A 20,288-nucleotide genomic window follows, 5' to 3' on the forward strand; every position below is an offset into this window, starting at 1 on the left:
AGTGAGGGCCCGACTCCTGTGGGCGCTGCCCGCCCTGCTGTGGTCGTGCGCGGCGCCGCCCCAGCAGGAGGGGCACGTCGTCCTGCAACGCCAGGACCGCGCCGCGCCCCCCGCCGACCCCTTGCGGGACGACGCGGGCTGCCTGCGACCCGCGCCCGAGGTGCCGAAGGCCCCGCCGCCCCCTCATCACCTGAGCGGGCAGCTGGGCCTGTGGGTGGCCGAGGTAGACCCCGTGACCCTGCGGCCTGTCCGGGCGCTCGCCGTCAACCCCGACAGCGTGTTCCCGCTGGCGAGCACGTACAAGCAGGCGGTGCTGTGGGCGCTGCTGCGCGACATCGACGCGGGGCGCGTCCAGCCGACCGAGCGCTTCGACGTGACCCGCGAGAACCAGTCGCTGGGTAGTTACCCCTTCGACGATTCGGACGTGCGGACCCTGACCGAGCGCATGATCCGCAACAGCGACAACACCGCCACCGACATCCTGCACCGCCGCGTGGGCCTGGGTGCCGTGCAGGACGTCGCCGACCGGCTGGGATTGTGCCGCACGCGCTTGATCCTGCCCACCAAGGACTGGTGGGTGGCGCAGACCGGCCTGTCCGCGACGTTCAACGGCACGAGCCGCTGGGCCGCCGCGCGGGGTGAGGAACAACGCCGCCTGGCGGAGCTGATCGACGCGGACAGCCGGAAGTACCGCGCGGACTACGTGCAGCGCAAGCTGAACGACCACTTCGACCACCGGAAGGACGACGCGGTGGACGCCCAGGTGTACAACCTCAGCACCCCGTACGAGTTCGGGACGCTCGTCGCGCAGGAGTTCCTGCGGCCTGACCTGTCGGAACCGTCGCGCCGCTGGCAGCGGGACGTCATGGCGCTGGGGTTCGGGAAGTCCGCGCTGAACCTCACGCACCAGAAGCGCGTGCGCTACGTGGGCGCCAAGGGCGGCAACGGCTGGCAGCTGCTGACGTACAGCGGCTACGTCGAGACCACCGACGGCCACCACCTCGTGTACGTGTTCATGCAGCGCGGCGCGGACCAGACGTACACCATGCCGAACACCCGCCGCGCCTTCGCGTGGATCAACGCGGCCCTGAAGGACCTGCTCACCCGCCCGGTCGACGCCACGCCCTGACCCGGCCGGGGCGCGACGGTCTGAAGGTGGCGCGCGTGAAAGGAACCTGTGCCGCCGCGCGCCCTACGCTACGGGCATGAACGGACCGCGCGTCACGCCCCAGCCCCGACCGGCGCAGCCGATAGGGGTGCTGGAGCGGGAAGTGGTGGCCCTGGAAGCCGGGATGTACAACACCCCGGAGGTGACGGTCACGCGGCTCGCCGAACTGCTCGAACAGGCCCGGCAACTCGGTGACGTCCGCGCCGAGGCCCTGGCGCACCTGCTGCTGGGTGGCTGCGCGCTGTACACCGGGCGGCTGCCGGACGTGAAGGCGCACCTGGAAGCCGCCCACGCACGAGCGGGGCAGCTGGATGACCCGGCGCTGCTGGCCCGCTGCCTGAACGGCCTGGGTCTGTACCACGACCGCGTCGCGGAGTATGACCTGGCCCTGCAGTCCTTTCTGGACAGCCTGCGCGTCACACAGGCCAGCGGGGACGACACGGGGTCATTCCGCGCGCTGAACAATCTCGCGGCGCTGTACACCACCACCGGGCAGCTGACCCAGGCCCTGGCGTTCCACGAGCGTGCCCAGCAGCTCGCGCAGGTCCTGCAATCACCGATCATGCTGGCGTCGTCGGTCACGCACCTGATCCTCATCCACGACCGGCAGGAGCACCCGGCGCTGGTCCTGAACCTCGCCGGGCAACACCTCCCGCTGATCCGGCAGGTGGGACCGCCCCGCTGGGTGAGCACCGTGCAGGAGTGCGTCAGCCGCGCCCTGCTGCGCCAGGGAGACGCCCCACGCGCACTGGAGGTCGCCCTGGCGGACCTGGACGCCACCCGCGCCCGGCAGGACCACGAGGGCATCAGCCGGCTGGCGTGTGCAGCCGCGCTGGCCCACCTCACCCTCGGGCACCTGGACGAGGGGCAGGCGCTGCTGAGCGAGAGTCTCGGTCTGGCCCGCGAGGTGGGCAGCCGCCCGGTCGAGATCCTCGCGCTGTCAGGACTGGCCCGGAAGCACGAGCTGGCCGGGGCGTACCAGGAGGCGCTGCGGTTCGCACGTGAACACCACGCACTGGAACGCGCCGTGCACGAACAGGAGGTCGACGCCCGCTCGCAGCTGCTGACCGCCGAGATCCGCCTGGAGCTCCTGAACCGCGAAACCGAGATCGAGCGGCTCCGGAACGTGGAACTGGCCCGCGCGAACCGGCAGCTGCGCGACACGCAGGCGGACCTCCTGCACCGCGCCACGCACGACCCCCTGACCGGCGTGAGCAACCGCGCGCACTTCCATCAGGTCACCACCGACGCCCTGCGCGGACTCGGCCCGGCCGAGAACGCCGCGCTGATCTTCATCGACCTGGACCGCTTCAAGAGCGTGAACGACACGCTCGGGCACCCGGCCGGGGACAGCCTGCTGCAACAGGTCGCGCGGCGCCTCCAGAGCGTCGTGCGCAGCAGCGACCTCGTCGGTCGGGTCGGCGGGGACGAGTTCACGGTGCTGCTCAGCCGCGTCAGTGCCCGCCGCGACGCGACGCTCGTCGCGCAGAAACTCGCGGACGTGCTCGCCGAACCCTTCGATCTGGCGGGCAGTCGCGTGACCGTCACGGCCAGCATCGGCTGCGCCGTCGCGCCGTCCGACGGGCGGGACGCCGAGGCGCTGCAACAGCACGCCGACCTCGCCATGTACCGCGTCAAACGCAGCGGCGGCAACCAGGTCCTGCACTTCGAGCCGGCCATGGGTGAACCCGGCGACCGACAGCTGCTGGAACGGGACCTGCGCGGCGCCCTGGACCGCCAGGAACTCCGCCTGCACTACCAGGGGCGCTACGCCGTGCGCGGCGGCGCGCTGGCGGGCTTCGAGGCGCTGATCCGCTGGCAGCACCCCGAACGGGGCCTCGTGCCGCCCGGCACGTTCATCCCGCTCGCGGAGGACACCCGCCTGATCCTCCCGATCGGCGAGTGGGTCCTGCACGAGGCCTGCCGTCAGGCGGCGCAGTGGAACTTCCCGCAGCGTGATCTGTGCATGTCCGTGAACGTCTCGCCGCTGCAGTTCGACCTGCCGCACTTCGTGGACACCGTCCGCGCCGCGCTGCACGCCACCGGCCTGCCCGCCCGGCACCTGATCCTGGAGATCACCGAGAGTCTCGTCATGCGGGACGTGGACCGCGCCCAGGCGCACATCCGGGAACTCAAGGCGCTGGGCGTGCAGATCGCCATGGACGACTTCGGCACCGGGTACAGCAGCCTGAGCATGCTCGAATCCCTGCCGTTCGATCAGCTGAAGGTCGACCGGTCCTTCACGCGACACCTGAACGGCGACCGCGAGCCGCGCGTGACGGCCCTGATGGGCGCCATGATCCAGTTGGCGCAGACGCTGAACATGACCGTCACCGTCGAGGGCGTCGAGGACGACTCGCAGCGCGAGCGCCTGCGGGACATGGGCTGCGATCACCTGCAGGGGTTCCTGCTGGCACGCCCCCTGCCGCCTGAAGACGCCGCGCGGCTCATCCCGCCCGACGCCGCGCGGCTCAACCCGGACGCCACCCGAACGACCAACTGACCGCGTCCGCCTCGTCCCGCAGCAGGCGCAGCAGCGCGGCCTCGCGCAGGCGCGCGGTCGGGACGCTGACGCCCAGCGCCGCCAGCACCGTCCCGCCCGCGCCGCGCAGCGGAACGGCCAGCCCGGACGTGCCGGATGCCCACTCGTCGCGCGTGCGGGCCGCGTCCTGCGCGCGGATGTCCGCCGCCTCGGAGGCCCACACCCCGGTCGTGGTCACGGTGTGAGGTGTGAACCCGGCGGCGTCCGGCGGCAGTGGCCGCCCCGCCAGGGCCAGCAGCAGCTTCCCGCTGGCCGACGCGTGCGCGGGCAGCTCGAACTCCAGTTCCCCCGCCACGGGCGGCCCGTCCCGGCCCTGCACACTGCGCGCGATGCACAGCACCCGGCCTGAACTGCCGTCCAGCACGCTCAGGAACGCCAGGGCATGCCCGGCCCGCGCGACCCGCTCCATCGCCGCGTGCGCCGGGCCGTACCACGGCAGACTGCCGTACAGCGCACTGGAGAGTTTCAGCAGCCGCCAGCCCAGCCGGTACCGACCCCGACCCACCCGCACCAGCAGGCCCGTGCCGCACAGCGCGGTCAGCTGCTCGTGCAGGGTGCTCGTCGGCACGCCCAGCTGCCGGGACAGGTCCGACAGGCGCCACTCGGTGTGATCCGCGTCGAAGGCCGAGAGGACGTCCACCGCGCCCGCCAGCAGGGAAGAGGAAGCCACGGGCGCAGCATGGCACGATTCCGGTCAGGCCGGAAACAGGGGGCTGGGGGTTACAGCTTCAAGCCCGAGATCACCTCCGCCGCGCGCGCCACGCCGTCCTCCGCGCGGATGCGGGTGCCCAGGGCCGCCGCCCGGTCCTTCATGCCGGGATCGGTCACGGCGTGCGTCAGGGCCTCCGCCAGCGTCCGCTCGTTCAGGGCGCGGCGCGGCACCGGGGCGGGTCCCACACCCAGCCTCTGCACGCGGTCGCCCCAGAACGGCTGATCCCCGAAGAACGGCACGACGACATTCGGCACGCCTGCCGCGAGGCCCGCCGCCGTCGTGCCCGCCCCGCCGTGATGCACGGTCGCCGCCACACGCGGGAAGAGCCAGTCGTGCGGGACGCTGTCCGTCACGAACACCGAGTCCGGCACGTCGGCGGCGCTCAGGCCACCCCAGCCGCTCAGGAGGACCGCCCGCTGCCCGCTGCGCTCCAGCGCCCGCACCACCTCGCGGGTCGTCGCCTGCGGGTCCGGGGTGGTCATGCTCCCGAACCCGATGGACACCGGAGGCGGCCCGGCGGCCAGGAACGCCTCCAGCGCGGGCGGCGGCGTCCAGGCCTCCTGCGGCAGGAACCAGTAACCGGTCAGGTGCTGCGCCGCGTCCCAGTCGGCGGGGCGGGGCAGGACCGCCGGGCTGATGCCGTGCAGGGTCGGCAGGGGCCGCAGCGGGCGCGGGCCGAGCAGCGGGGCGGGGAGAGGCCCAGCACCTCGCGCCGCGCGCGCGAGTCCGCCGAGCGGAACATCTGCCACATCACCTGCCGCGTCACGACGTGCGACAGGCGGTTCGCCCAGCCGCCCAGCCGCACGGTGGCCGGCGGAACGATCGCGCCCGGAAATGCCCGCGTGGGGTGGAACGGCACCACGTGCGCCTCCACGAGCGGCACACGCAACTTCTCCGACAGCGCCTGCGCGACGTTCAGCCCCCCGATGCCCGCCACGAGCAGGTCAGCGTCCCGCGCGGCCACCAGACCGTCCTCGGCCCACAGCAACGCGCCCTGTTGCGTGGCGCGGGCAGACACCCGGTTGATCGCCAGCATGTTCCCGCCCGCCAGCGCGGCGCGCATCTCGGGGCTGTTCACGACCTCCCGCACGTCCCCGCGCATCGGGGCGAACTCCAGGCCCGCGCCCGTCACGAACGCCCGGAACGTCTCGTGCGAGGCGAGCCGCACCGCGTGCCCCGCCCGGCGCAGCCCCAGCCCCAGCGCCACGTACGGCTGCACGTCCCCGCGCGACCCCAGCGCGATCAGCGTGACCCTCACGCGCGCCCCGCCGCGACCAGCGCCAGCAGCACGTCCGCCACGCGCGCCGCCGTCACCTGCGGATCGGGGAGAGGCTCGCCCGACAGCGCGCCCTGCACGCTGTGACCCAGCACCAGCGTCAGGCCGGTGCGCAGCAGCTCGCCGGTGTCCACGCCGCGCAGTTCGGGGCGCGCCGCGAGCCCCTGCGCGCCCAGGTCCGCCGTCCCGGTCAGACCGTCGGCGAACGCGCGGCCCAGGTCGCGGCGGATCAGGCCCTCGGACAGGATCACGCGCAGCAGCCCCGCCTCGTCCTGCGCCAGCGCTGCCAGCGGCACGGCCAGGAACGCCTGCAGGAAGTCCCGCAGGTTCAGGGTCGCCAGCGCCGCCGGATCGAGTGCCTCGCGCGCCTGCTCTCCCAGGGCGCTGAACAGGCCCAGCAGCAGGTCGTCCTTGCCCCGGAAGTGGTGGTAGAGGGTGCCCTCGGCCAGTCCCGCCTGCCGCGCCACGGCGCGCATGGTCGTGCGGTGGAACCCGTCCTGCGCGAAGCAGGTCTGCGCCGCGCGGAGGATCGTCGCCCGCCGCTGGGGATCGTCCGCCGGGCGGGGCGAGGTCCGCTTCGTCCGTTCATTCCAATCCGAGTGAGTGCTCACTCATTCAGAATGATCCATGTGCTGACTGCGGGCAAGAGGGGCAGATCACTTTCCGGTCAAGCCGGAAAACTCGATTGCGGATGATGGAAGGCAGATGGAAGATGGCGGCACAGAACTGGGCTATGAGCTCTGAGCTACGGGCTCTGAGGAAATCTGCCGGAGCGGAGGTGACTGCCCCTGCACGCCTCACAGCTCACAGCCCCCACTCCCCGGAGGACCCCCCATGACGCACCCCGCCCCCACCGAACCCGCCCCCGTCATCCGCGCCCCACGCGGCCCGCACAAGACCGCCAAAGGGTGGGTGCAGGAGGCGGCCAAGCGCATGCTGATGAACAACCTCGACCCGGAGGTCGCCGAGCACCCCGACACCCTGGTCGTGTACGGCGGGCGCGGCAAGGCGGCGCGCAACTGGGAGGCGTTCCACCGGATCGTGGAGACCCTGGACCGCCTGGAGGACGACGAGACGCTGCTGATCCAGTCCGGCAAGCCCGTCGCCGTGCTGAAAACGCACGAGTGGGCGCCGCGCGTGCTGCTCGCCAACAGCAACCTCGTGCCGCACTGGGCGAACTGGGAGACCTTCGACAAGCTCGATCAGGCGGGACTGATGATGTACGGCCAGATGACCGCCGGAAGCTGGATCTACATCGGCACGCAGGGCATCCTCCAGGGCACCTACGAGACCTTCGCCGGAGCGGCCCGTAAGCACTTCGGCGGCAGCCTGACGGGAACCATCACCGTCACCGCCGGGCTGGGCGGCATGGGCGGCGCGCAACCGCTGGCCGTGAAGCTCGCCGGGGGCGTGAGCATCACCATCGAGATCGACCCCACCCGCATCCAGAAACGCCTCGACACCCGCTACCTCGATGAGGTCGCCACGAGCCTTGAAGACGCCATCGCCCGCGCTGAGAAGTACAAGGCTGAGGGCGTCGCCCGGTCCATCGGCGTGCAGGGCAACGCCGCCGACCTCGTCCCGCAGCTCGTGACGATGAACTGGACCCCGGACCTCATCACCGACCAGACCAGCGCGCACGACCCCATGTGGGGCTACCTCCCCCCGGTCAGCGCCGACGAGGACGCCAGCCGCCTGCGCACCGACCACCCCGACGAGTACAAACGCCGCGCCTACGAGGCCATGGCCGCGCACGTCCGCGCCATCCTCGAACTCCAGAAACGCGGCGCGGTCGCCTTCGACTACGGCAATAACCTCCGCCACCGCGCGCAGGAAGCGGGCGTGGAGAACGCCTTCGACTACCCCGGCTTCGTGCCCGCGTTCATCCGCGACTCCTTCTGCGAGGGGCGCGGCCCCTTCCGCTGGGTCGCCCTGTCCGGCGACCCCGAGGACATCCGCGCCACCGACCGCGCGCTGCTGGACCTCTTCCCCCACGACGAACGCCTGCAATCCTGGCTGACGTACGCCGCCGACCAGATCGCCTTTCAGGGCCTCCCCGCCCGCATCTGCTGGCTCGGGTATAAGGAACGCGACCGCGCCGCGCTGCTCTTCAACGAGATGGTCGCCGACGGCCGCCTGAAAGCCCCCATCGTCATCGGCCGCGACCACCTCGACGCCGGCAGCGTCGCCAGCCCCTACCGCGAAACCGAAGCCATGCTCGACGGCAGCGACGCCGTCAGCGACTGGCCCCTCCTGAACTTCGGCGTCGGCATCGCGTCGGGCGCCAGTTGGATGAGCTTCCACCACGGCGGCGGCGTCGGCCTGGGCTTCAGCCAGCACAGCGGCCTCGTCATCGTCGCCGACGGCACCGAACAGGCCGCGCAGAAACTGTCCCGCGCCCTGACCAACGACCCCGGCATGGGCGTCATCCGCCACGCCGACGCCGGATACGACCACGCCCTGAACGTCGCCCACGAACGCGGCCTCGACCTCCCCAGCCTCGGCATACAGTCCATAGAATGAACACCCCTGCTGCCCGCTCAGGCCTGCTCCGGCGAGCCGTTGCCACGACTCTGGCGTTCGGTGCACTGGCTCAAGCGCAGACCGACGCGCCGCCCACCTCGGCCACCTACCCGGTCACACTGGTCGGCGGCCGGGTGGTGTCGGTCAGCGCGCCATCCCCGGAATGGGCAGATGTCGGCTGGATGACCTGGGAACTCGATCAGCGCCAGCCCAGCCTCGACGGCCGATTCCACGCACTGCTGTTCAGGCAGTTCTCTAACAACCCCAAACACGACCCCATCACCGTCAATCTCGTGAAACCGGACGGACGTGTCCTGCCACTGAAGAACAGTGACGTGTTCGACGTGACCTGGATGCCCGACGGGCAGTACCTGCTGGGCCGCGGCAACAACACCCTGCGCCTGTGGAACACCAGCGGTGGCCTGCGGACCCGTGTCCTACCGGGCATGGAGGCGCTGGACGTGAAGCCGGGCGTGGTGTGCGTCGCGACCGTTCCCGCCGGGAATACGGTGGGTATGATCGTCCAGCGGTTCCGGGTTCCGTCACTCCGTCCCCTCGGTGAGTACACCATCACGGGTGTCCCGACCAACCGGAGGTTCTGCCAGTGACCCAACCCACCCACCTGCCCTACGGCGGGATTGCCACCTTCGCCCGCGCGCCGATGGTTCAGCCCGAGGGGGACTGGACGGCGGACGTGGCCGTGCTGGGTATTCCCTTCGATATCGCGCTGGGTTTCCGCCCCGGCGCCCGCTTCGCGCCCCGTGCCCTGCGCGAGGCGAGCCTGCGGAGCGTGCCGCCCTTCACGGGCCTGGACGGCGTGACGAGGCTGGCGGGCGTGACCTTCGCGGACGCGGGGGACGTGGTGCTGCCCAGCCTGGAGCCGGAACTGGCGCGGCAGCGGATCACGGAGGCGGCGGAACTCGTGCGGGATCGGTGCAGCCTGCCGGTGTTCCTGGGTGGCGACCACAGCGTCACGTACCCGATCCTGCGGGCGTTCGCGGGCGTGCCCGACCTGCACGTGGTGCAACTGGACGCGCACCTGGACTTCACGGACAGCCGCAACGACACCCGCTTCAGCAACAGCAGTCCCTTCCGCCGCGCGTGCGAGGAACTGCAGAACCTCGTGCACATCACGACGATTGGCCTGCGCGGCCTGCGCTTCGACCCGGAAGCGGTCGCGGCGGCCCGAGCACGTGGGCACGCCCTGATCCCCATGACGGACGTGACCGCCGACCTGACGCGCGTGCTGGAGCGGCTACCGCGCGGGAAGAACGTGTACCTCAGCGTGGACGTGGACGGCTTCGACCCCAGCGTCATCCCCGGCACCAGCAGCCCCGAACCGGACGGTCTCACCTACGCGCAGGGCATGGCGATCCTGGCGGAAACCGCGCGGCACAACACCATCGTCGGACTGGACGTCGTGGAACTCGCCCCGAACCTCGACCCCACCGGGCGCAGCGAACTCCTGACCGCACGGCTGATCATGGAGACGCTGTGCGCTGTGGACGAATTTAATTCCGTGCGGCCAGGGTGGACACGATGACGGAAACTCTCTTCACGAACATCAGCCAGCTCGTCACGCCTGCGCGCGACGTGCAGCGTGGCGCGGCCATGCGCGACCTGAAGGTCATCCCCGACGCGGCGATGCTGGTGTCGGGCGGGGTGATCCGCTGGGTCGGCCCGCGCGCCGACGCTCCCGGCAACGCGCAGGAGCATGACCTGGGTGGCGTGGCTGTCGTGCCGGGATTGATCGACCCGCACACGCACGCCGTGTGGGCCGGGGATCGCCTCGCGGACTTCGAGGCTCGCGTGCAGGGCGTCCCGTACGAGGAGATCCTCGCGCGCGGCGGCGGCATCCGCTCCTCCATGCGGGCGACCGGGGCGGCCAGCGTGAACGAACTCGTGGCCCTCGCCCGGCCCCGATTGGAGGCGCTGCGTTCATCCGGCGCGACGACGATTGAGGTCAAGAGCGGGTACGGCCTGGACTTCGACGCCGAGCGGCGGATGCTTCATGCCGTCCGCGTCCTCCAGACGGAATTCGAGCTCGTGCCGTCCCTGCTGATTCACGTGCCGCCCACCGAAGGCCGCGCGGAGTACGTGCAGGCCGTCTGCCATGACCTCATCCCGGGCGTGGCGCGCGACGGTCTGGCGACGGCCGTGGACGTGTTCACCGAGCGGGAGGCGTTCACGGTGGACGAGACCCGCGCCATCCTCCAGGCCGCAAAAACACACGGGCTTCAGACGAAGCTGCATGCCGATCAGTTCCACGCCATCGGCGGCACGGAGCTCGCGTGCGAGCTGGGTGCCCTGAGCGTGGATCACCTGGAAGCGAGCGGCCCCGCGCAGATCGCCGCGCTGGCCGCGTCGAACACCGTGGCGACCATCCTGCCCGGCGTGACCCTGCACCTGGGTCTGCCTGCTGCGCCGGGCCGCGCCCTGATCGACGCGGGAGCGGCGGTCGCCGTGGGGACTGACCTGAACCCCGGCTCGTCCCCCGTGTTCAGCACGCAACTGGCGCTGGCGCTCGCGGTGCGTCTGTGCCGCCTTACGCCCGCCGAGGCGCTGACTGCCGGCACCGTGAACGCCGCCGCCGCCCTGGGCCTGAGCGACCGGGGAGCCCTCACACCCGGCCAGCGCGCCGACTTCCTCGCCCTGCACAGCCCCGACTGGCGCGACCTGTCCTACACCCTTGGCGCGAACCCCGTCCGGAACGTGTTCGTCGACGGCACGCGCCTCTGAGCCGTTTCCATCACCCATCCACTTTCACCCATCAACCCTCCGAAGGAGCTCCCGTGATTCTCGATCAACACCTGTCCCTGTCTGATTTCCTGTCTGTCGTGCGTGGCGGCGAGTCCGTCCAGCTGTCCGAGGCGGCGCGTGGGCGCATCCTGCGGGCGCGGGCGGTGATCGAGCGGATCGTGGATGGTCAGGCGGCGGTGTACGGCGTGAACACGGGTTTCGGGAAGTTCGCGTCGGTGCAGGTGCCGCGTGAGGGGCTGGAGGAGTTGCAGTTGAACCTGATCCTGTCGCACGCGATCGGGGTGGGGGAGGCCCTGCCGGGCGAGGTGGTGCGCGGGATGCTGCTGCTGCGGGCGCAGTCGCTGGCGCTGGGGCATTCGGGGGTGCGGCCCGAGGTGGTGGAGTTGCTGCTGGCCCTGCTGAACGCGGGGGCGCACCCGGTCATTCCGGCGCAGGGGAGCGTGGGCGCGTCGGGGGATCTGGCCCCGCTGGCGCACCTTGCTCTGGCGCTGATCGGGCACGGCGAGATCGAGTACCGGGGCGCGGTGCGCGCCAGTGCGGACGTGCTGGCCGAGCTGGGCCTGAGCCCACTGACGTTGCAGGCAAAGGAGGGACTGGCGCTGATCAACGGTACGCAGCTGATGGGCAGCCTGCTGGCGCTGGCGGTCGCGGACGCGCGGACGCTGCTGGGCACGGCGAATCTCGCGGCGGCCATGACGGTCGAGGCGATGTATGGCTCTCACCGGCCCTTCCAGCCGGACGTGGTGGGCCTTCGCCCCCATCCCGGCGCGGTCGCGGTGGCTGAGGAACTGCGGTTCTTCCTGCGGGACTCGCAGATCGCGCCGTCGCATCTGGTCGGGGACGGGAAGGTGCAGGACGCGTACTCGCTGCGCGCCGCGCCACAGGTGCACGGCGCGAGTCTGGACGCCCTGGCGCACGCCGAGCGGGTGCTGGCGGTCGAGTTCGCGTCCGTGACGGACAACCCCCTGATCTTCCCCGACACCGGCGACGTCGTCAGCGGCGGGAACTTCCACGGGCAGCCGCTCGCCGTGACCATCGACGCGCTGAAGGTCGCCGTGGCGGAACTGGGCAGCATCTCGGAGCGCCGCTGCGAACAGCTCCTGAACCCGTCCCTGTCGGGCCTGCCGGGCTTCCTGACGCCGCAGGGTGGCCTGAACAGCGGCTTCATGATCGCGCAGTACACCGCCGCCGCCCTCGTCAGCGAGAACAAGGTCTTCGCGCACCCCGCCAGCGTGGACACCATCCCCACCAGCGCCAACCAGGAAGACCACGTGAGCATGGGCGCGCACGGCGCCCGGCAGCTGCGGGCCATTCTGGAGAACGTGCAGAACGTCATCGGGATCGAACTGCTGTGCGCCGCACAGGCGCTCGACTTCCAGACCCTCCACGCCGGACGGGGCGCGCAGGCCGCGTGGGAGCACATCCGCGCGCACATCCCCAACATGACCCGCGACCGCTACTACCGCCCCGACCTCCTCAAGATCGTGGACATGGTCCGCAGCGGCGAACTGCTGCGCGTGGCACGGGAAGTTTGAGGGTCGAAGGGTCGGAGCGTCGAAGAGTCTGAGGGTCGAAGTGCATCTGGCTTGGACACTTAGACTCTTCTACCTTCAGACTCTCGGTTCAGCCACTCCAGTCCGCCCACGCGGCCGTCTGCGGGCAGGTCGAGCTGGGCGGTGCCGAGGTGAGCGAGGTGGAAGGTCGGCGGCGTGTCCGTGACGGGCCAGCCGAGCGCCGCGCGGATGAGGGCTCCGGCGAAGTCATGGTGCGTGATCAGCGCCACCCGGTCCGGGCCGGGGTGCCGGGCGCGGAGGTCGTTCAGGACGTGCGTGGCGCGGGCGTGGAAGAGGGGTTCCCCCAGGCTTCCGCGCCCCCGTCCCACGGTTGCCCGGTCAGGTGCGCGGGCCAGATCAACGCGGGGCAGTCCGCGCGGAGGCTGGCGTGGTCGCCGCCCGTGACGGGTGTGAAGCCTCCGGCGGGACCGGTGGTCAGGCCGCCGTACTCGTAGGCCCGTTCGATGCCGTGCGCGGGGAGGTTCAGGCGGGCGGCGATGGGCGCGGCGGTCTGCACGGCGCGGAGCATCAGACTGGTGGACAGGTGCGTCACGCCGCTCAGGTCGGCGTCGTGCGCGAACTGCCGGGCGCTGGCGTGTCCGTGCGCGGTCAGGGGTGGGTCGGGTTGCCGCGCCTGAGCGTAGTCCGGGCGGTCCTCGATGACGTTGTTCTCGGATTGCGCGTGGCGGATCAGCAGGAGCTTCACGGCTGCACCGTAGCGTGTCCGTGCGCTCCGGACGGCCTCACCGCGCGCTGATTCGGCTAGACAGGCCGGGGCGTACGATGGGAGCCACTTTTCCGCACCTGATTCCCCATTCACCATCCGTGCGCCGCGCACGCCTCAAGGACGCCATGACCACCCTCGACGACATCCTGAACGCCCCCCACCCCGCCTCCGAATGGATTCTCGCGCAGGACTGCGCCGAGACTGGCCTGCACCCCGACGACATCCGCGCCGAGATGCTGCGCCGCATCCGCGAGATGCGCGCCAGCATCCAGCGCGGCCTGAGCAGCGACGCCAAGAGCATCACGGGGATGGTCGGCTGGAACGCCAAGGGCCTCTGGGACGCCCCGGACGTGCTGGGTGCGCCGGTCTTGAAGCGCGTGCAGGCGTACGCGATGGCCGTGAACGAGGAGAACGCCCGCATGGGCCGCATCGTCGCCGCGCCCACCGCCGGCAGTGCCGGTACGATTCCCGGCGCGCTGATCGGCGTGGCCGACCACCTCGGCATCCCGGACGAGCAACTCGTGAACCCCATGATCCTCGCCGCCGGGATCGGAAAGGCCATCTCGAAGCGCATGTTCATCAGCGGCGCGGCGGGCGGCTGTCAGGCCGAGATCGGCAGCAGCGCCGCCATGGCCGCCGCCGCCATCGTCGAACTGATGGGCGGCACGCCCCGCGCCGCCGTGCACGCCGCCAGCATGGCCCTGATGAACACCATCGGCCTCGTGTGCGACCCGGTCGGCGGGTACGTGGAAGTCCCCTGTGTGAGCCGCAACGCCTTCTACGCCGTGCACGCCGTCAGCGCCGCCCAGCTCGCGCTGGCGCAACTGGAATCCTTCATCCCGCCCGACGAGGTCCTGGGCGCGATGGCCAGCGTGGGCCGCATGATGCCCGCCGCGCTGCGTGAAACTGCCGACGGTGGCCTCGCCCAGACGCCCACCGGACTGGCCGTCACCGCCCGCATGGAAGGCAGGAAGGACGGCGAGGGGCCGGGCGGCATGATCGAACTGCCACTGGCGTAACCGGACAGAGCGGGCCGACCCCGGTGCAGCTGGGGTCAGCCCGCTCCTGTGGAGCGTCAGGCCCGGCGCAACCTGCGCGCCGTGACGGCACGACCAGCCAGCGCACCCGCCAGGACCGACAGGACGACGGCTCCCCCGGCCAGCAGGACGTCGCTCAGTGGTGCGTCCCAGCCCACCGTGTTCCCCAGCGCACCCTGCGCCCCGGCCCACGCGAGCGGGTAGATCAGGAACGCCGTCCCGAGCGTCCACACGCGCACGCGGGCGGCACCCAGGCTCAGGCCCAGCAGCGCCAGCACCCCTGCCGTCGAGAGGTTCAGCAGGGTCAGCACCACCCAAACCGGCTCCTGATCCGCGACCAGTCGCAGCAGTGCCGCCGACAGTCCACTCAGGGTGAACGCTGCTACGCCCACCGTCGCCACGCTCAGCAGGACATCCACCAGCACGGTCCGGTGCGGGATCAGCCGTGCCGACGCGAGGGTGTCCCGCGCCCAGCCCTCATCCTCCGGCCTGACCGCCTGCGCCTCGTGATCCATGCCGTCGCGCCACTCGTCCGGGGTCACGCGCGCACCAGGGTCCGGCGGTGGGTGGCGGCCCGGACACTGCCCGCTGCGCACGCCGCGATGACCGCCAGCACGGCGACATCCTCGTTCGAAACTCCGATGATCGGCGTGAACGGAGCCGCGTCGCTCAGCATGGCCTGCAACGCCACCACGGCCAGCCACGCGCCCGGAAGGAACGCCAGTGCGCCCGCCCCGGCTTCCAGTGCCCCCACGCGCCGGGCACCCAGTAGGGCTCCGATCATGCCCGAAAGGATCATCACGCCCACCCACAGGCCATCCGGCGCGTCGTGCCGCCAGATGTACTGCCCGAGCATCACCACGCCCACGCCCAGAGCAGCGAACACCAGTGCAGACACGCCCGCGCCACGCCACCCGGATCGTCCCGCCGCCAGTTTCGTTTCCATGGCCCACTCCCTATCGTTCACGCTGGAGGCTTCGTTGCGCATCCCGGTTGTCCATTCTTCCGGGGTCACGCGGTTCTCCTCCTGGGTAGCTTGACGCGCGCCAGTCCGATTCCGGCGCCAAGGACGACGAAGTTGAGAATCAGAGATACAAGCATTGGGCCGCTGATGAATGTCTGTGGAGAGGGCAGGATGTCGAACAGGATGGTCGTGCCGTCCGGAAAGGTTGATGGGACATTCAGGGTGACGAGTCGTGTCGCGACTGAACCCAGAAGCTTGGCAGTCAGGAGGACTCCTGCCGCCTGGACTGGCGTGAATCCTTGCCGGGTCAGCAGGTAGCCCAGGCCAGCGACAAGCGCCCACGCAGGATTCAGGGAAGTGGCGAACATCTGGGTAATGCCGGAAGGCAGGGCGGGCAGGCTACCGATCAGCGCTGCGTTAAGTGTGGCCATCAGGGACAGGGTGACCACTGTGAACCCCAGCGTGATGTTCGCAGCGGTGAGCCATGCGCGGCGGCGCAGGTGGCGGCGGGTGTCCTGGCTCCAGTCCGTGTCCTGCATGCTGGCCGCCTCGTTGCGGATGCCGTCGTGCCACTCGTCGGGAGTCACGCGAGGCTCCGGGGTTGGTGGGGCGGGTGGCGGAAGGGCAGACCGAAGACGATGCCGAGGGCGGCGACGCCCAGCGCGACGCTCAGGGGGTAGGCGGGGAACCCGGCGAAGTCGTGGTTGATCAGGTGGCTGACGCTGGCGATGGTCAGGGTGCCGAGTGCGGCGCACAGCAGCGTGATCCAGTGGGGAACGCGCAGGCGGGTGGCGACGGCGGCGAGCATGAAGACGGTCAGGATCAATCCGACGATGGGTAGTTGCGGGTCCTGGCTGCTGGTGATGGTCGTGACGGGTTGTGGGTTGCCCAGCAGGTTCCATTTCAGGAAGGTCAGGCTGTCCACGCCGTTGCGGGCGGCCTCGCGGGTCATGACGCTCCACTGCGTGCCCAGCGTCAGGGCGGCAGTGGCGGTCACGGTGCCCGTGGTGGCGAGCAGCGCGGTCAGGACGGTGCGGGCCAGCTGCCGATGGCGCAGGTACGTGCGGATATCGTGCGTCCACTGCGGGTCGGTGACGCTGTCCGCTTCGTGCTGGATGCCGGTGTTCCATTCTTCGTGGGTCATGTCAGGGCTCCCTTGGTGCGGCGGGCTGCGGGGTTGGGTTCGTGGCGTTCGCGGGCCAGTTGCAGGCCGCTCTGGGTCAGGCGGTAGATGTGGCGGGGGGGTTTGCCGGGGTGGGGGGACTGTTCCCACTGGGCGTCCAGGTGGCCCTGTTCGTGCAGGCGCTGGAGGATGGGGTAGAGCGTCCCGCTTTTCAGCCCGGTGCCCTTGGAGAGGTCGTAGCCGTAGGTGTGGGCGGGGTAGGTCTGCTGGAGGGCGTGCAGGACGGCTCTGGTGTGCGGGCTGGAGTTGGGGGATCGCGGCATGCCCTATTAACAACATATGTAGAGTTTGGAGTCAAGCGACATTGCACGCGAAGGGGGGAGAGGCGGCGCGGCGACCCCTCTCCCCCCTGCCCAGCACCGCTCAGTTGTCCACGGGCGCACCGGGCGGCGTGATCAGCACCCGGTCGATGCGCGGCCCGTCGAGGTCCAGCACCTCCAGTTCCCAGCCGTCGTGGCTGGCGCGGGCGCCCACGGCGGGGAACTCGCCCAGGACTTCCAGCACGTACCCGGCGAGCGTGCTGAAGTCCTCGCGGGGTAGCGCGGGCAGTGGCAGGTGATCACGCAGGTCGTGCATGGGCATCCCGCCGTCCACCAGGAAGCTCCCGTCGTCCCGCATGACCAGCTGTCCCTCGTCGTCCGGGGTGTTCACGCCCGCCAGTTCCGTCAGGAGGTCGGTGCTGGTCAGCAGGCCCGTGAACACGCCGTACTCGTCCACGACGATCGCCAGTCGCTGCCCGGCCTCCCCGGCCAGGCGGGTCAGGACGTCCTCCGCCCAGGCGGTTTCCGGGACGAACACGACGCTCTGCAGGTGGTCGAGGATGCTGCCGCCCTCGGTCACGGCGCGCAGCAGGTCCGCCACCGAGACCTGCCCGGTCACGTCGCCCGTCTCGTCCGTGACGGGGTACCGGTCGTGCGGGTTCGCCAGCACGCACGCGATCAGGTCCGGCAGGGGCAGGTCGGCGCGCAGGGTCACGGCGTCCGTGCGGGGGGTCATCAGGTCGCGGGCGCGGCGGTCGTTGAAGCGCAGCACGTGATCGATCCGTTCCCGTTCGCCCGCTTCCAGGCTGCCGCTCTCGGCGGCCTGCATGACCAGTGCCTTGACGTCCTCCTCGGTGATCTGCTCCTGCGTCTCGCCGCGCATGCCCAGCAGGCGCAGCAGGAACCGCGTCGTCGTTTCCAGCAGCCACACGACGGGTTTCGCGACGCGTGCCAGTCCCGCGAAGAACGGCGCGACCCGCATCGCCAGCGCTTCCGGGTTGCGCAGCGCGATGTTCTTCGGGGCCAGTTCACCCAGCACCAGCGACAGGAACGTGACCATCAGGACCACGCCCACCGACGCCGCACTCGGGGCGAGGTCGCCCAGCACGGGCGTCAGCGCCGCTTCCAGGTACCGGGTGAGGCTTCCCCCGGCGAACACGGCGCTGACCGTCCCGATCAGGGTGATGCCGATCTGCACGGTCGCCAGGAACGCGCCGGGGTTCTCGGAGAGTTCCACCGCGCGCCGCGCGCCCCGGTGCCCGGCGTTCGCCTGCGCCTGCAGCCGGGACCGCCGCGCGGACACCACGCCCAGTTCGGAACCGGAGAAGAAGCCGTTGATGATCAGCAGACCCACGAGAATGCCGAATTCCAGAAGCGGTTGACCCACAGCGGACAGTGTACGGGCTGGGCTGGCCGTGTCCCTCCCGACCTCCGCCCGGTGCGCGCTGCCTATACTGATCCGCGATGAGCGTTCATTCCAGCATCCATGACCTCGCGCAGCACGTGGGGCAGACCGTCACCGTTCACGCCTGGCTGCAGGACAAGAGCGGCAAGGGCAAGATCCAGTTCCTGAAACTCCGCGACGGCAGCGGCTTCGTGCAGGCCACCGTCTTCAAGACCGACGTGTCCGAGGAGGTGTTCGAGCAGGCCAAGCGCCTCACGCAGGAGCAGGCGATCACCGTGACCGGCGAGGTCCGCGCCGATGAGCGCGCCCCGGGCGGCGTGGAACTCAGCCTGCGGGACCTGACCGTGATCAGCGAGAACCACGGCGAGTACCCCATCACGCCCAAGGAGCACGGCATCGAGTTCCTGATGGACCACCGTCACGTGTGGCTGCGTCACCGCCGCCCCTGGGCAATCATGCGCGTGCGGGACAGCGTGCAGCGCGCCGTCGTGGACTTCTTCCACGGTGAAGGCTTCATCCGTTTCGACGCGCCGTTCTTCACCCCGAACGCCGCCGAGGGCACCACCGAACTGTTCGAGATCGACCTGTTCGGCGAGGACAAGGCGTACCTGTCCCAGACGGGGCAGCTGCACGCCGAGGCGGGCGCGTTCGCGTTCGGGAAGGTGTACACCTTCGGCCCGACCTTCCGCGCCGAGAAGAGCAAGACCCGCCGTCACCTGCTGGAATTCTGGATGATCGAACCCGAGGTGGTGCCCAGCAACCACACCGAGAACATGGCGCTGCAGGAGCGTTTCGTGAGCTTCCTGGTGCGCCGCGTGCTGGAGGAATGCCAGGAGGAACTGAAGATCCTCGGGCGTGACCAGAGCAAACTCGCGGGCGCGGCGGAAGGCAACTACCCGCGCGTGACGTACACCGACGCGCTGGACATCATCCGCCAGCACATCGAGGACCGCGACCTGCCCGCCAACGTGCAGGAGGACGTGCAGCCCGTCGAGTGGGGCGACGACCTGGGCGCCCCGCACGAGACGATCCTCGGGCATCACTTCGACCGCCCCGTGATCATCGAGCGGTACCCGGCGGCCATCAAGGCGTTCTACATGCAGCCCGACCCGCAGGACCCCCGCGTGGCCCTGTGCGACGACATGATCGCGCCCGAAGGTTACGGCGAGATCATCGGCGGCAGCGAACGCATCCACGACTACGACCTGCTGAAGTCCCGCATCGAGCACGAGGGTCTGCCGCTGGAGGCTTTCGAATGGTACCTGGACCTGCGCAGGACCGGCAGCATGCCGCACGCGGGATTCGGCATGGGTCTTGAACGCGTGATCGCCTGGATCACGGGCATCGACCACATCCGCGAGGCGATTCCGTTCCCGCGTATGCTCACGCGCATGCGCCCCTGAGCGACCGAACAGAAGCGCGCCCCACACTGGATGGGGCGCGCTTCCGTTCAGTTCGGCAGGGGGGTTACTTCGCGGCGGCGTAGCGGCGCGCGACCTCGTCCCAGTTCACGACGTTCCAGAACGCCTTCAGGTAGTCCGGGCGCTTGTTCTGGTAGTTCAGGTAGTACGCGTGCTCCCACACGTCCACGCCCAGGAGCGGGGTGCCGCTGACGCCCGCGACGGCCTCGCCCATCAGGGGGTTGTCCTGGTTGGCGGTGCTCACGACGGCCAGCGCGCCGCCTTTGACGACCAGCCACGCCCAGCCGCTGCCGAAGCGGGTCTTGGCGGCGTCCTCGAACTTCTCCTTGAACGCGTCGAAGGAACCGAAGGCCGCGTTGATCGCGTCGGCCAGTTCACCGCTGGGCTGACCGCTGCCCTGGGGACCCATGACCTGCCAGAACAGGCTGTGGTTGGCGTGCCCGCCCGCGTTGTTGCGCAGCACGTTCTTCTTGTCGGCCGGCACCTGATCGAGCTTCTGGATCAGGTCCTCGACGCTCAGGTCGGCGAACTCGGTGCCTTCGAGGGCCTTGTTCGCGTTGTCCACGTACGTCTGGTGGTGCTTGGTGTGGTGGATCTCCATGGTGCGCGCGTCGATGTGGGGTTCGAGGGCGTCGTAGGCGTAGGGCAGCGTGGGCAGTTCGTAGGCCATGGTGAAGCTCCTTTCAGGCCGGGCGGGACCGTGCGGCGCCGCGCCGCACCCCGCAACCGGAGTTCCGGCACGTATCTTACGCGTGAA

The 20,288-nt window shown here is 70.4% G+C and carries 22 protein-coding genes; 9 read left to right on the forward strand and 13 right to left on the reverse strand.

Translation table 11 applies throughout. The features are described from left to right. Nucleotide 1 precedes the first annotated feature (1 nt). Both EXW95_RS18410 and EXW95_RS18415 read left to right on the forward strand, forming a co-directional pair. Nucleotides 2-1,129, forward strand: a complete 1,128-nt coding sequence (locus EXW95_RS18410) for a serine hydrolase (protein ID WP_174368692.1) — start codon at nucleotides 2-4, stop codon at nucleotides 1,127-1,129. A gap of 76 nt (nucleotides 1,130-1,205) precedes the next feature. Continuing rightward, nucleotides 1,206-3,671, forward strand: coding sequence for a bifunctional diguanylate cyclase/phosphodiesterase (locus EXW95_RS18415; protein WP_174368693.1), 2,466 nt, complete (start codon nucleotides 1,206-1,208; stop codon nucleotides 3,669-3,671). Here EXW95_RS18415 and EXW95_RS18420 read toward each other — a convergent pair. The 4 genes from EXW95_RS18420 to EXW95_RS18430 form a co-directional block, all read right to left on the reverse strand. Beyond that, the gene (locus EXW95_RS18420; RefSeq protein WP_174368694.1) at nucleotides 3,640-4,380 is read right to left on the reverse strand and encodes an IclR family transcriptional regulator; all 741 of its coding nucleotides are present in this window, start codon (nucleotides 4,378-4,380) and stop codon (nucleotides 3,640-3,642) included. The two genes, EXW95_RS18415 and EXW95_RS18420, sit on opposite strands and share 32 nt — an antisense overlap. A 50-nt stretch (nucleotides 4,381-4,430) precedes the next feature. Further along, nucleotides 4,431-4,925: a glycosyltransferase gene (locus tag EXW95_RS20815; protein WP_371810189.1), complete on the reverse strand. Its 495-nt coding sequence runs from the start codon at nucleotides 4,923-4,925 to the stop codon at nucleotides 4,431-4,433. Nucleotides 4,926-5,005: 80 nt separating this feature from the next. Next, on the reverse strand, nucleotides 5,006-5,680 hold the full coding sequence (locus EXW95_RS20820) for a glycosyltransferase (RefSeq protein WP_371810160.1): 675 nt from the start codon (nucleotides 5,678-5,680) through the stop codon (nucleotides 5,006-5,008). After that, nucleotides 5,677-6,309 (reverse strand): TetR/AcrR family transcriptional regulator, encoded by a 633-nt coding sequence (locus tag EXW95_RS18430; RefSeq protein ID WP_174368695.1) that lies wholly within the window; start codon nucleotides 6,307-6,309, stop codon nucleotides 5,677-5,679. The genes EXW95_RS20820 and EXW95_RS18430 overlap by 4 nt, the downstream gene beginning before the upstream one ends. Before the next feature lie 223 nt (nucleotides 6,310-6,532). On the opposite strand from EXW95_RS18430, the gene hutU reads away from it, so the two are divergent. The 5 genes from hutU to hutH are packed head-to-tail and all read left to right on the forward strand — an operon-like array spanning nucleotide 6,533 to nucleotide 12,516. Next, nucleotides 6,533-8,221 (forward strand): urocanate hydratase, encoded by a 1,689-nt coding sequence (gene hutU, locus EXW95_RS18435; protein ID WP_174368696.1) that lies wholly within the window; start codon nucleotides 6,533-6,535, stop codon nucleotides 8,219-8,221. After that, nucleotides 8,218-8,829 carry a hypothetical protein gene (locus tag EXW95_RS18440; protein ID WP_174368697.1) on the forward strand — a complete coding sequence of 204 codons (612 nt, stop codon included), beginning with the start codon at nucleotides 8,218-8,220 and terminating at the stop codon, nucleotides 8,827-8,829. The genes hutU and EXW95_RS18440 overlap by 4 nt, the downstream gene beginning before the upstream one ends. Continuing rightward, the gene (locus EXW95_RS18445; protein ID WP_174368698.1) at nucleotides 8,826-9,764 is read left to right on the forward strand and encodes an arginase family protein; all 939 of its coding nucleotides are present in this window, start codon (nucleotides 8,826-8,828) and stop codon (nucleotides 9,762-9,764) included. Before EXW95_RS18440 ends, EXW95_RS18445 begins: the two co-directional genes overlap by 4 nt. After that, a complete protein-coding gene (gene hutI / locus EXW95_RS18450; RefSeq protein WP_174368699.1) occupies nucleotides 9,761-10,960 on the forward strand; it encodes an imidazolonepropionase in 1,200 nt (399 codons plus the stop codon). Before EXW95_RS18445 ends, hutI begins: the two co-directional genes overlap by 4 nt. Nucleotides 10,961-11,013: 53 nt before the next feature. Beyond that, the gene (gene hutH, locus EXW95_RS18455) at nucleotides 11,014-12,516 is read left to right on the forward strand and encodes a histidine ammonia-lyase (RefSeq protein ID WP_174368700.1); all 1,503 of its coding nucleotides are present in this window, start codon (nucleotides 11,014-11,016) and stop codon (nucleotides 12,514-12,516) included. A gap of 59 nt (nucleotides 12,517-12,575) precedes the next feature. On the opposite strand, the gene EXW95_RS18460 is transcribed toward hutH, so the two are convergent. After that, a complete protein-coding gene (locus EXW95_RS18460) occupies nucleotides 12,576-12,863 on the reverse strand; it encodes a histidine phosphatase family protein (RefSeq protein ID WP_174368701.1) in 288 nt (95 codons plus the stop codon). Then, the gene (locus EXW95_RS18465; RefSeq protein WP_174368702.1) at nucleotides 12,800-13,240 is read right to left on the reverse strand and encodes a histidine phosphatase family protein; all 441 of its coding nucleotides are present in this window, start codon (nucleotides 13,238-13,240) and stop codon (nucleotides 12,800-12,802) included. Before EXW95_RS18465 ends, EXW95_RS18460 begins: the two co-directional genes overlap by 64 nt. Before the next feature lie 146 nt (nucleotides 13,241-13,386). On the opposite strand from EXW95_RS18465, the gene sdaAA reads away from it, so the two are divergent. Beyond that, nucleotides 13,387-14,280 (forward strand): L-serine ammonia-lyase, iron-sulfur-dependent, subunit alpha, encoded by an 894-nt coding sequence (gene sdaAA / locus EXW95_RS18470; RefSeq protein ID WP_174368703.1) that lies wholly within the window; start codon nucleotides 13,387-13,389, stop codon nucleotides 14,278-14,280. Between the two features lie 56 nt (nucleotides 14,281-14,336). Here sdaAA and EXW95_RS18475 read toward each other — a convergent pair whose 3' ends face one another. The 6 genes from EXW95_RS18475 to EXW95_RS18500 form a co-directional block, all read right to left on the reverse strand. Beyond that, on the reverse strand, nucleotides 14,337-14,840 hold the full coding sequence (locus EXW95_RS18475) for a hypothetical protein (RefSeq protein ID WP_174368704.1): 504 nt from the start codon (nucleotides 14,838-14,840) through the stop codon (nucleotides 14,337-14,339). Then, nucleotides 14,837-15,313 (reverse strand): hypothetical protein, encoded by a 477-nt coding sequence (locus EXW95_RS18480; RefSeq protein WP_174368705.1) that lies wholly within the window; start codon nucleotides 15,311-15,313, stop codon nucleotides 14,837-14,839. Before EXW95_RS18480 ends, EXW95_RS18475 begins: the two co-directional genes overlap by 4 nt. After that, complete coding sequence (locus tag EXW95_RS18485) at nucleotides 15,310-15,849, reverse strand: hypothetical protein (RefSeq protein ID WP_174368706.1); 540 nt, start codon at nucleotides 15,847-15,849, stop codon at nucleotides 15,310-15,312. Before EXW95_RS18485 ends, EXW95_RS18480 begins: the two co-directional genes overlap by 4 nt. Then, complete coding sequence (locus tag EXW95_RS18490) at nucleotides 15,846-16,406, reverse strand: hypothetical protein (protein ID WP_174368707.1); 561 nt, start codon at nucleotides 16,404-16,406, stop codon at nucleotides 15,846-15,848. The genes EXW95_RS18485 and EXW95_RS18490 overlap by 4 nt, the downstream gene beginning before the upstream one ends. Further along, on the reverse strand, nucleotides 16,403-16,708 hold the full coding sequence (locus EXW95_RS18495) for a PadR family transcriptional regulator (RefSeq protein WP_174368708.1): 306 nt from the start codon (nucleotides 16,706-16,708) through the stop codon (nucleotides 16,403-16,405). The genes EXW95_RS18490 and EXW95_RS18495 overlap by 4 nt, the downstream gene beginning before the upstream one ends. Before the next feature lie 100 nt (nucleotides 16,709-16,808). Then, on the reverse strand, nucleotides 16,809-18,092 hold the full coding sequence (locus EXW95_RS18500; RefSeq protein WP_174368709.1) for a hemolysin family protein: 1,284 nt from the start codon (nucleotides 18,090-18,092) through the stop codon (nucleotides 16,809-16,811). A 77-nt stretch (nucleotides 18,093-18,169) separates the two neighbouring features. Between EXW95_RS18500 and asnS the strand changes: the two genes are divergently transcribed. Beyond that, nucleotides 18,170-19,513 carry an asparagine--tRNA ligase gene (gene asnS / locus EXW95_RS18505; protein ID WP_174368710.1) on the forward strand — a complete coding sequence of 448 codons (1,344 nt, stop codon included), beginning with the start codon at nucleotides 18,170-18,172 and terminating at the stop codon, nucleotides 19,511-19,513. A 64-nt stretch (nucleotides 19,514-19,577) separates the two neighbouring features. Here asnS and sodA read toward each other — a convergent pair whose 3' ends face one another. Then, nucleotides 19,578-20,201 (reverse strand): superoxide dismutase [Mn], encoded by a 624-nt coding sequence (gene sodA, locus EXW95_RS18510; protein WP_174368711.1) that lies wholly within the window; start codon nucleotides 20,199-20,201, stop codon nucleotides 19,578-19,580. Nucleotides 20,202-20,288: the final 87 nt, after the last annotated feature.

It is taken from the genome of Deinococcus sp. JMULE3 (assembly GCF_013337115.1).
Taxonomy (GTDB): Bacteria; Deinococcota; Deinococci; order Deinococcales; family Deinococcaceae; genus Deinococcus.

Coding starts and splice junctions, on each gene's coding strand:
- sdaAA (WP_174368703.1), top strand. CDS start 13,387: ATGACCACCCTCGACGACATCCTGAACGCCCCCCACCCCGCCTCCGAA.
- EXW95_RS18490 (WP_174368707.1), bottom strand. CDS start 16,406: ATGACCCACGAAGAATGGAACACCGGCATCCAGCACGAAGCGGACAGC.
- hutU (WP_174368696.1), top strand. CDS start 6,533: ATGACGCACCCCGCCCCCACCGAACCCGCCCCCGTCATCCGCGCCCCA.
- hutI (WP_174368699.1), top strand. CDS start 9,761: ATGACGGAAACTCTCTTCACGAACATCAGCCAGCTCGTCACGCCTGCG.
- sodA (WP_174368711.1), bottom strand. CDS start 20,201: ATGGCCTACGAACTGCCCACGCTGCCCTACGCCTACGACGCCCTCGAA.
- EXW95_RS18440 (WP_174368697.1), top strand. CDS start 8,218: ATGAACACCCCTGCTGCCCGCTCAGGCCTGCTCCGGCGAGCCGTTGCC.
- asnS (WP_174368710.1), top strand. CDS start 18,170: ATGAGCGTTCATTCCAGCATCCATGACCTCGCGCAGCACGTGGGGCAG.
- EXW95_RS18495 (WP_174368708.1), bottom strand. CDS start 16,708: ATGCCGCGATCCCCCAACTCCAGCCCGCACACCAGAGCCGTCCTGCAC.
- EXW95_RS18415 (WP_174368693.1), top strand. CDS start 1,206: ATGAACGGACCGCGCGTCACGCCCCAGCCCCGACCGGCGCAGCCGATA.